The organism is Rhizobium sp. UFLA01-1127, from assembly GCF_059803845.1.
This window is the reverse complement of the sequence record NZ_JAUQTZ010000034.1, coordinates 46,436-53,988: the sequence shown is the minus strand read 5'-3', so window position 1 is coordinate 53,988 and position 7,553 is coordinate 46,436. Positions and strand designations below refer to the sequence as shown.

The following is a 7,553-nucleotide window of genomic DNA, read 5'->3' as shown; positions in this document are numbered from 1 at the left end:
GCGGGCGCTGGGTGGGCTGCGCATCCGCAAGGGCACGGGCAGCGGGCTCGGAAATTTCCAGCTGCTGCGTGGAGCGACCGACGATCTGCGAGATATCCTGGAGGGCCTTGATCTGTTCGGCAACGGCGCGGCGCATGGCTGCGGCGCTTTCCTTTGCCTCTTCCGGAAGGTCGAAGGCACCGCGCTTCAGTTCGCTGCGGGTGAGATCCAGTTCCCGGCGGATATCGCCGGCCGAGCGGCGGATTTCGTCCGTCGCACCGGCAAAGCGGCCGATTGCGTCATCGACAGCGACACGCAGGGTCTCCCGCAGCTGCTGGGCAGCTGTATCCGAGGTCTTGCCGGCGTCGGCCAGCATCTGCTCGACCTCGGACAGCGAGGCGGTGAGGCCACCGCGCAGGCGATTGGTGAGATCGCTGGAACGGCGCTCGGCATTGGCGAATGTGTTTTCGACCGCCTGGTTCGCTTCCTCGCCAGCCTTCTGCAATGCGATACGCATGTTTTCCGCCGCATCCTCGGCGCGCTTCTCGGCATCGGAGAGAACGCGACCGATATCGCCGAAGGAAGACTGGACGCTCTGGCGGAGATTGCCGGTCACCTGGTTCGACCTCTGTTCCGCACGGTCGAAGGCGGTTTCCACCATCGAGCCGAGGGCGCGCATGGTGTTCTCGATCTCTTCCGAACGCTGAACGAGGCCGACGGCCAGGTTCTGCAATGCCGTTTCGCGTTCTTCCAGCGTCGACACGAGGTTCGACTGGGCAGCGCCCAAAAGCTGCGAGGCTTGCGACAGCACCTTGGAGTGATCGTCGAAACGGCCGACGATGTTGCCGACCTGCGACAAGGTCTGGCCGGTGATGTCCGAGAGCTTGTCGACCTTGCCTTCGAGAAGGCGGCTGGACGCCGAAACCATCTCGCCGGCCTTCGCCGCGGATTCGGCGAAGCGTGTCGAGGTCGCCGTCAGACGATCATCCACGCTCGCGAATTCAGATGCGGCATTGGTCAGCAGGCCGGCGATCGCAGAATTGTTCTCGGCAAGGCGGGCGATGATGCCGTTGACGCTTGCGAGCAGGTTGTTTTCGAGCGCGCTGACCGTATTGACCGCATGTTCAGTGCGCGACGCGATCGCGTTGATCAGGGCTGCATTTTCAGCGCGCAGTCGCTCCGTGCTTTCCTGGGCTGCAGCCGAAATGAGGGCTGCCGCCTCCTGACCCGTCGCCGCATAGCGATCGACGATCGGCCGAGCCTTTTCGTCGATCAGGCGCGAGAGTTCGGTGGAGCGTCCTGCCAGCATGGAGTTCAGCTCGCGGGTGCGCTCGTCGAGCGAGGTGCGGATGGACGAGCCGCGTGCTTCCAGCGCCTTGTCGACATCGGCAAGCGTGCTGTTGATCTCGCGGGTGCGCTCTTCCAAGGATGCGCGGATAGCAGTGCCGCGCTCGTCGAGGGCACGTTCGACCTGCGCCATGGTGGAGGCGATCTGCTCGCTGCCATCGGCCAGCGTGTTGCGGATGGCCGCGCCGCGGGCTTCCAGCGACTGTTCTGCCGAAGAGAGCGCCTGCGAGATCGTATTGACCTGATTGCTGACAAGGCCTTCGGCTTCGGCAACCTTGTTGACGATCGCATTGCCCGCTTCCGAGAAGGTCTGGGCGACGGCCGCGGCCTGGCTCGCCAAGCGGTTCTGCGTTTCCGAGACGCGGTTGACGAGGTCGTTGGAACGCTCCGTCATGGCGCGTGCGAAGGCATCGCTGTGGCTGCCGAGATTCTCGGCGAACTGCTGTCCCGTGTCGGCAAGCAGGCCGGCGGTGCGCGTCGCTTCCGTGTCCATGCCTTGCGCGGCATCGGCAACCGCCGTGCGCAGCGTCGTCGCAAGATTGGCGGCCTTGCCCTCGATCGTGCGGTTGACGGCTTCGAGGCCGAGGTTGAGGGCGCGATCCATGGTCGAAAGCCGCTCTTCGATGCGGGCAGCTGCGTGGCCGCTGCTGTCGTCGATCCTTGCTGCGCCGCTCGCCAACGTATCCGAGAGGCGGTTGCCGGCGGCGTCGACCTGGGCTGCAACGCCAGTGACGCCTTCGTTAATGCGATTTTCGAGAGCCGAAAGGCTGGCCTCGACGCGAGAGCCGGTCTCGGCGAAGCGGTTCGTCATGCCGTCGATCGACTGGTTCAGGTTGGACGAGAAGGTTTCGGCCGAGCGTGCGATGTCGCCGGCGGCTTGCTGGATGCGGCCGGCAATATCGCCTGCGCCACCGTTCAGGCGCTCTTCCAATGCTCTTGCGCTGGCGTCGATGGTCTGGCGCAGCGAGGCCTCACGGTCCTCGAGCGACATTTCCAGCATGCTGGCGCTGGTAGCGATCGACGTGCCGATATTGGTGGTCTGCTCCATCAGCGTCTCGTCGATCTGCGCATGGGCGTCGCGCAGCGCAATGCTGATGGCATTGCTGCGGTCTTCCAGCGTGGAGCGCATGCGCTCGTAAGCCGAAGCCAGGTTCTGATCCATCTGCGACAGGCCGGCGCCGAGCGTATTTTCGAGATGGCGGGTCGTGGAGCCGAGAACGGTTTCGACGCGATCGCTGTTGCTGCCGAGCATTTCGGAAAGAGCGTCCGCATGGGCGGTCAGAGAGCGATCAAGGCGATCCTGGTTCTCGCTATAGGCGGCGCGGATAGCGTCCGCCTTGTCGCCGAAGGCGCCCGCAACCCGGGCTTCAGCACCAGAGACGCTGTCGAGCAAGGTGTTGGCACGCTCTTCTAGAGCGCTTTCGAAGCGGTTCTGGTTTTCGGCGAGCGAGATCGCGAAGGCCATGCTCTTGTCGTCGAGCGTATTGGTCAGCGCCTCATGGCCGCTGGTAACGGTATGGGCGATGGCCTTGGCGCTGCTTGCCAGGGTTTCTTCGAGCTTCGCATGGCCTTCCGAAAGGGCGGCCGCCAGTGACATCGTCCGGTCATCGAGGCTGTTGACGATCCTGTCGTGGGTACCGGCAACGGTTTCGGAGAGTGCGTCCAATCGGTGTGATACCGCGTCCTCGAGGCGAGACTGGGTGTCGGAAAGCGAAATGGCAAGCGCCATCGCCTTATCGTCCAAGGCGTCCGAAAGGGTGGCATAGTTGCCGGTAAAGGCGTTGGTGATCGCCTCCGCGCGATTGGCAAGCGTCGCTTCCAGGCGCGACTGGCCCGAGGTCAGCGCATCGGAAAGAGCTCGCGTCTTGCCTTCGAGCGTATCGGCAACGCGGTCAGCATGGCCGGATACGGTATCCTCCAGGCGCGCCTGGGCTTCCGACAGCGCAATGGCGAGCGCCATCGTCTTGTCGTCCAGGGTACTGGAAACGCTTTCCGCGTGTCCGGAGACTGCGTTCTCGAGACGGGCCTGGCTTTCGGAGAGGGCAATGGCCAATGCCATCGTCTTGTCGTCCAAAGTGCTGGCAACGCTTTCCATGTGCCCGGCAATCGTGCTTTCCAGGCGCGCCTGGCTTTCGGAGAGAGCAATGGCGAGCGCCATCGTTCTGTCGTCCAATGCGTCGGCCAAGGCATTGTGATTGCCTGCAAATGCCTTGACGATCGCCTCGGCCCGGTTGGCAAGGGTCTCCTCGAGGCGGGCCTGGCCGCTGGTCAAGGCCGATGCAAGAGCATTGGTCTTGCCTTCGAGCGTATCGGCGACACGTTCCGCATGACCCGAAACCGTGTCTTCCAACCGCGCCTGGCTTTCGGAGAGGGCAATGGCGAGCGCCATGGTCCTGTCGTCAAGCGCATTGGTGACGCTTTCGGCGTGGCCCGAAACAGTGCTTTCGAGGCGGGCCTGGCCTTCGGCAAGCGTACGGGCGAGTTCCCTCGTCTTGGCATCCAGCGTGCCGGCAACATATTCCGCGTGGCCGGAAACGGTGTCTTCCAGCCGGGATTGACTCTCGGAAAGCGCGATGGCGAGCGCCATCGTCTTGTCGTCGAGCGTATCGGCGAGTTTGCCATGCGTGTCGGCAATCGTGCTGGCGATGGTATCGGTACGGCTGGCCAAGGTGTTTTCAAGGCGAAGCTGGCTTTCCGCAAGCGAGATCGCCAGCATCGAGGTGCGCTCGTCGAGGGCGGCTGTCAGGTGTTCATGAGAGCCGCTGACGGCGCTCGTAATTGCCTCGGAACGTTCGGCAAGTGTCTGCTCGAAGCGGGACTGATTATCGCTCAGCGCGCCGAACAGGGCGTTGCTGCGGGCGGCCATGACAGCGTCGATGCGCTCATGGGCGGAACCCAGCGCCTGGGTGATCTCGCTGGTGTGAGCGGAAAGAGTGTTGTTGATGTCGTTGGCGCGGCCGGTGAACGCGGAGGTGAGTTCTTCGGTGCCGCTTTGCAGAGCGGCCGAGACGTCCCGCGTGACGCCCTGCACGGCCGATGTGAAAGCGCCGGCATGCGAGGCAAGCGTGCTGTTGAGATCGCCCGTGCCGGAAGCGAGGGCGGACGAAATGCCCGTCGTGGCGTTTTGAAGCGCGGCGGTGATCTCGTTTGCCTTGGAGCCGATCGCGCTTTCCAGCACTTCCTGGCCCGTGGCAAGGGTAGTTGCCAGCGCGAAAGACTGGTCGGTGAGGTGCGAGCCCAGGCGCTCGATGCTGGAGGTCAGTATCCCTTCCAGCGCGTCCGAATTGCTGCCGAGGGACTGATTGATGCGGGTAAGGCTTTCCGAAAGCTTGGTGTCCAGCGTACCGGCACGCTTGTCGAAGGCCGAGGTGAATTCCGATACGCGTTCATCGAACGTCGTCGATAGCTGTGCAATGGTCGACTGGAAGCGTTCCTCGAAGAAGCCGGAGCGCAGGTCGATGTCCATGATGGCGTCATCGGCCGTCGATTGCAGGCTTTGACGGAAGCTGGCGCCCTTTTCATCAAGGGCCGTGTTGAGGCGGGACAGGACATTGTCCAGCGTGCCGGTAATGGACCGCTCGCCGCCGCTGAGGCTTTCGCTGATCTCTCTCGTACGGGCGACCAGCGTTTCATTGAGCTGGCGTGCACGGTCGTTGAGTGCCGAGTTCAATTTTTCCGTGTTCGCATCGAGCGTCGAGGCGCGCGTTTCGAACTGGCCGAGAAGCGCGTTGCCGCGTTCGGCAAGCGTCGACGACAGGGATTCCAGGCGAGTATCGAATTCATGGCCGAGGGCGAGGCCCGAAGCATTCAGATTTTGCAGCAGGCTGTCGGTCTTGGCGGACAGCAGGGTGCCAAGGGCCTGGACGGCCGAATCCGACTTCTCCATCAAGGCGGCGGCGCGCGTATCGATCATCGATGCGAAGGCTTCGCCCGACGTGGAGAGGCGCACGGCAATCTCTTCGGTCGCCAGCGACAGGTCTTCCTTGATCTGATCGTGCACACCGGAGATCGACGAACGGATGCGTTCGGCGTGATTGACGATGGCGTCGCGTTCGGCACCCAGTTCGTGGACCAGGCCGCGCACGCGCAATTCATTGTCGGCGTAGCTGCGCTCCAGGGCGTTGACTTCGGTATGGACGAGGGTTTCGAGTTCGGTAGCGCGCGCAATGGTGCGCTCGATGCCTTCATTCATCGCGGAGACTTCGCGACGTACGGCCTGGCCGACAGTCATGATGCGTTCGGATGCCACGGTTTCCGGCTCGACGAGGCGCAGAGCGACCTCGGCCATAGAGCGGGCAGCGTTGCGCATGTCATGCGCGCGCGAGATCATCATGCCGAATGCGTAGAAGAGGAGGACCGGGACGATAATGCCGACGATGCAGGCGATAACGCCGGGCAGGGCAACCAGATCTGCAAGCGAATGGATGTTTCGGATCTGCTCGCCATAGAGAAGGAAGGCGAGGCCGACGCCGCCGATGATCCAGAAGAGCGAGAAGATCGTGGCATTGCGTACCGCATGGCTCTGAGAGCCGGCGTCCAGCGCCTTGAGAATGCTGGCGGAACTTGCCCGGCTGCCGTCGTTGGCCGCCGCAAGGTTCGGATTCCTCGGCGCCTCGGCAGAGCGTGGTGCTGCTGCCTGGTTGGCCGTGCTGCGCGTGCCGCCGGTATTGCGGGCTGCGTCATCTCTGCTCTGCTTGATCGGCTGTTTGGGCGGCTCAGACACTTTTCGCTCCGGGACATCGGGCGTAGGGGCGCTGCGAGACTCCAAGCTCTCGTCACTGAAATCGATCTGCAGAGCTTCGTCCAATGCCTGAAAGGCCTTGTCCTCGACCGATTCGATGTACTTTTTGTTCGCCATGCGGTTACGCCTCGTTACAACTCAATCGGGCCTGCCGTGTCTTTTCCGCTAATTCCGCCGCGCGCGGAAAAGACGAACCTTGCCTCCCGTGGGGGACTCCGTCTCCGATCAAAATCGAGGATGGATTTCCCATTACATTTCAGAGTGGATACTGGTTTTTCAAACGGATGTTATGAAAACATTACCATCATCCACTTCCTGGGCAAAGGCATGTGCCATAAGCCGAATTTACTAGTATCGTAGTGACACATTCCCCTAGGTATGACAATTAATTCCACCTTAAAGGCAGTGGATCATTAAGGCGTCGTTAACCCTGCTTGTTCGTTCAACGCCATGAAAACCCAAGATTTTGAGCATGTTTAACGCGCGTTAACCATGTCTGGAGTTTTGCGCCCTCAATGTGCCAAAATTTAACTGGATGGCCATGTTCAGACCGCAAGCATGCGGCACGTCCCTAAAACAGTCATAGATAAAAGACGGGAGCATTGGCAAATGGCAGCGTTGAACATTGCGTTTGAATCTCCGGATAATTCGCGGGGGGCGGCGCCCTCCCGGGAGCGGGCGATCGACCTCGTCCACCTTGGAAAGCAGACCATGGGCGACAAGGCGCTGGAAGTCGAGGTGCTGCAGATGTTTGCAAGGCAGGCTCGCTCCTGCCTGCAGGAGATCGGCAGCGGCGACCCCAAGCGCATCGAGGCGGCATCGCACAAGCTGAAGGGTGCGGCCAGCGCCGTCGGCGCCTTCCGCGTCGCCGATGCGGCAGCCGCGCTCGAGGCCGAGGGCCGGGATGCGGCACGCATGGCGGCCGTCACCACGTGCGTCATCGAGGCGGAGAACTTCATTTTGAAGCTGTCACGCTAAAGCGTTGTCTCGAAGACAGACGAAATGCATGTCTTGCGCCGCCGGATGGTCCCGACCGTTTCGGCGGCGCAAATGTTGACTGCCCCGGCAATTTGTTGGAAGTAAAATTCCGATCGTCCTTCATTCACGAATATCGGAATTCATCCACATGACCAAATTAACCATCGTCGCCTTCGACGGCACGCGCTTTGACCTCAATGTCGACGAGGGCTCTACCGTGATGGAAAATGCCGTGCGCAACTCCGTCCCCGGCATCGAAGCCGAATGCGGCGGTGCATGCGCCTGTGCGACCTGTCATGTCTATGTCGACGAGGAATGGGCCGAAAAGGTCGGCAGTCCCGAAGCCATGGAAGAAGACATGCTGGATTTTGCCTTCGACGTGCGGCCGACCTCGCGGCTTTCCTGCCAAATCAAGATGACGAGCGCCCTCGACGGGCTCGTCGTACATGTGCCGGAACGCCAGGCCTGACGCCTGGCTTTCCGCGTCCCCGCCGCTCGGTTCGTTGCC

General features: G+C 62.1%; 3 protein-coding genes. 2 read left to right on the top strand and 1 reads right to left on the bottom strand.

All coding sequences use genetic code 11. The annotated features are described in order from the left end of the window. Window positions 1-6,184 (bottom strand): apolipoprotein A-IV repeat region-like domain-containing protein (locus tag Q4Q11_RS11320; protein WP_498569529.1); only part of this gene is annotated, 6,184 nt, incomplete at its 3' end. 492 nt (window positions 6,185-6,676) lie between these two features. Between Q4Q11_RS11320 and Q4Q11_RS11315 the strand changes: the two genes are divergently transcribed. Then, window positions 6,677-7,045, top strand: a complete 369-nt coding sequence (locus tag Q4Q11_RS11315) for an Hpt domain-containing protein (RefSeq protein ID WP_113214183.1) — start codon at window positions 6,677-6,679, stop codon at window positions 7,043-7,045. Between the two features lie 148 nt (window positions 7,046-7,193). After that, window positions 7,194-7,514 (top strand): 2Fe-2S iron-sulfur cluster-binding protein, encoded by a 321-nt coding sequence (locus tag Q4Q11_RS11310; protein ID WP_112510756.1) that lies wholly within the window; start codon window positions 7,194-7,196, stop codon window positions 7,512-7,514. Window positions 7,515-7,553 lie beyond the last annotated feature (39 nt).

Bases quoted from the DNA above. Each gene is read 5' to 3' on its own strand.
- Q4Q11_RS11310 (WP_112510756.1), top strand. From the start codon at position 7,194: ATGACCAAATTAACCATCGTCGCCTTCGACGGCACGCGCTTTGACCTC.
- Q4Q11_RS11315 (WP_113214183.1), top strand. From the start codon at position 6,677: ATGGCAGCGTTGAACATTGCGTTTGAATCTCCGGATAATTCGCGGGGG.